At 74.9% G+C, this 2,351-nt stretch carries 1 protein-coding gene and 1 pseudogene; both read right to left on the bottom strand.

Going from position 1 to position 2,351, the window contains the following annotated elements; all coding sequences use genetic code 11:
- Positions 1-35 precede the first annotated feature (35 nt).
- The gene (locus AOK18_RS21640) at positions 36-1,298 is read right to left on the bottom strand and encodes an amidohydrolase (RefSeq protein WP_055695436.1); all 1,263 of its coding nucleotides are present in this window, start codon (positions 1,296-1,298) and stop codon (positions 36-38) included.
- 528 nt (positions 1,299-1,826) lie between these two features.
- Positions 1,827-2,351 (bottom strand): annotated as a pseudogene (locus tag AOK18_RS21645) (hypothetical protein); the annotation flags it as partial.

Here is a 2,351-nt window from a genome sequence, read left to right on the forward strand (position 1 = left end):
GGGGACCGGTGCGGCGGCCCGCCGGCCCCCTCCGCTCAGCGCAGGGCGTCCAGGAAGGCGGCGGCGGTGAAGAGTTCGACGCCCACGGTGATGGCGTGCTCGTCGACGTCGAAGTCGCCCTGGTGCAGGTCGCGGATGGTGCGCTCGCCCGGGGGGCGGACCCCGAGGCGGGCCATGGCGCCGGGGACGTGCTCCAGGTACCAGGAGAAGTCCTCGCCGCCGAGGCTCTGTTCGGTGCTCTCCACGGACTCCGCGCCGCGCCGGGCGATCATGGCGTCCCGCAGGAGTTCGGTGACACCGGCCTCGTTGACGACCGGCGGGACCCCGCGCACGTAGGTGATCTCCGACTTGGCGCGGTGCAGGTTGGCCACCTCGTCGATGGCGGCGACCACGGTGTCCGGGGCCAGCCGCCAGGTCTCCAGGTCCAGGCAGCGCACGGTGCCGGAGAGCTCGGCGTGCTGCGGGATGACGTTGGGCGCGTGCCCGGACTCGACCCTCCCCCAGGTGATGGCGAGCCCGCTGCGGCTGTCGACCCGGCGGCCCACCAGGGCGGGCACGTCGGTGACGACCCGGGCGGCAGCGGTGACCAGGTCGGTGGTCAGGTGCGGGCGGGCGGTGTGGCCGCCGGGGCCGTCGAGGGCGATCTCCAGCCGGTCGCAGGCCGAGGTGATGGGGCCCTCGCGCAGTCCGATCCTCCCGGCGTCGACCCGGGGGTCGCAGTGCACGGCGACGATCCGCCCGACCCCGTCGAGCGCGCCGTCCAGGAGGGCGTCGGCGGCACCGCCGGGCAGCACCTCCTCGGCGGGCTGGAAGATCAGCCGCACCGGCCGGGGCAGCAGGCCCTGGCGGGCCAGTTCGGCGAGGACGAGTCCGGTGCCCAGGACGACGGTGGTGTGCACGTCGTGGCCGCAGGCGTGCGCGCGGTCGGGCACGGTGGAGCGGTACGGGCACTCGCTCTTCGTGTCGGGGATGGGCAGTCCGTCGATGTCGGCCCGCAGGGCGAGCATGCCGGTGCCCGGGGCCGCTCCGGTGCCGGTGGCGGCCGGTGTGCCGTTCCTCACCCCGATGTCACAGATGACGCCGGTCCCGCAGGAGAGCACGCGCGGGGCGAGACCGGCCCGCTCCAGCCGCTCCTTGATCGCGGCGGTCGTGCGGAACTCCTGGTTGCCCAGCTCGGGGTGCATGTGCAGGTCGCGTCGGAAGGCGACGAGCTCGGCGCGCAGGGCCTCGGGGAGCGTACCCGGAAGCACCGCCCCTCCGACCAGATCGACCTCGGACTCCTTGGACTCCAGTGACATCAGTTGCTTCACCCTTTGAAGGGTAGGACGCCGAGGCCCCCGGCCGACCCCTGATCAAGAAAAATCAGCCTGTCAGCGGAAGAAAATCCGGCATTCCCACGCTTAGCCGTGCTCTGCGGTGGGTAAACTCGTCGCCCTCTTGCGTGGACGAGCCCATACAGACCGCCGGAAGGCGCGCCGCCCGCGGCGGCCGCTTCCGGCTCCGCACTCCACCTCTTCTCGGTGTACCACGCATCGCCCGTGCCACGCCGACCGGTTCGTCTGCCGGACACCGCGGCCGCCGTGCGCGGGGGCGTGCCCGCCGTCCCCGCGCACGGGTGAAAGTATTTCCGGCGCTCCGGATTGCGCCGACGGGGTGCGGGCCGTGCGCGCGCCGGTCCGCCCGCCGGAGCCCTTGGTCTGCCGGGGCACCCGGCCCCCGCGGGGACGACGCGTGCCGGAGCGGGGACGCGACCGCCGGGAGCGGGGCGCCCGGCCGCCGGAGCGGGGCGCCCGGCCGCGCGCCGTGCGGGCCCGGCGCGCCCCTCCTCAGACCGCCGGGAGCACCGAGACCGCCGCCAGCCGGTGCGCGTCCCGTGCCGTGCCGGTCACGTCGGACAGGAAGCCCTGGGCCCGCGGGGAGGCGTTCTCGGTGAGCCAGGACGGGTCGATGTCGCAGACCGCGACGCGGACCTCCGTGCCGGACAGGGCCAGGGGGAGGGTGTGGACGACCGTCGACGGGAAGCTGAGGACCGTGCGGCCGACGGGGCCCCGGCGGGCGATCAGCTCCAGGGGGAGTTCGGGCCGGACGATCTCCAGGCCCGTCTCGACCGCGAGCCGGTGGAGCTTCTCGGTGCTCTCGCGGCGGTGGGCGAAGTAGCGGGTCGCGCCGTGGGCCTTGGCGAGGGAGCGGACGGCCCCGACGTAGGCGTCGGCGTCCACCACGCCGGTCTCCACCAGGGAGGTGCCCACCATGTCGGAGGTCCTGGTGATGCGGGGCGGGCCGAACCGCTGCCGGGTCCAGGCGAAGGTGTTGGCGCCGACGGTGACGCCGGCCGGGACGTCGCCGACCGG

Source organism: Streptomyces prasinopilosus (assembly GCF_001419695.1).
Taxonomy (GTDB): domain Bacteria; phylum Actinomycetota; class Actinomycetes; order Streptomycetales; family Streptomycetaceae; genus Streptomyces; species Streptomyces prasinopilosus.